The following is a 246-nucleotide window of genomic DNA, read 5'->3' as shown; positions in this document are numbered from 1 at the left end:
CGCTTCTCAAGGAATATCCGCTGATCAGTTCGATCGCCTCGCTGGTGCTCGCGAAACCGATCCGCGCCACCGTGTTCGCGACCGCGAAGCCCGTGCTCAAATGGGGCAGCGTCGGCCTCGCCGCGTGGGAAGCGTTTCGCATCTATCAGCAGGTGAAGCGCGAATCGCATAAGCGCGGGGCATCGACGGCGGCGTCCAATGCCGATATGAGCCCGCCCTGATCGGGCGCGTTTCGAATATCACTTC

The 246-nt window shown here is 62.6% G+C and carries 1 protein-coding gene; it reads left to right on the top strand.

What is annotated here, in order from left to right; all coding sequences use genetic code 11:
• On the top strand, positions 1-221 hold a 221-nt coding region (locus tag SB753_RS40205), incomplete at its 5' end, for a DUF3318 domain-containing protein (protein ID WP_410805568.1).
• Between the last annotated feature and the right edge of the window lie 25 nt (positions 222-246).

Origin of the sequence: Paraburkholderia sp. SIMBA_053 (assembly GCF_046534895.1) — a bacterium.
Classification (GTDB): domain Bacteria; phylum Pseudomonadota; class Gammaproteobacteria; order Burkholderiales; family Burkholderiaceae; genus Paraburkholderia; species Paraburkholderia caledonica.
The sequence above is the reverse complement of the archived record's forward strand: the minus strand, read 5'-3'. Positions and strand labels throughout refer to the sequence as shown.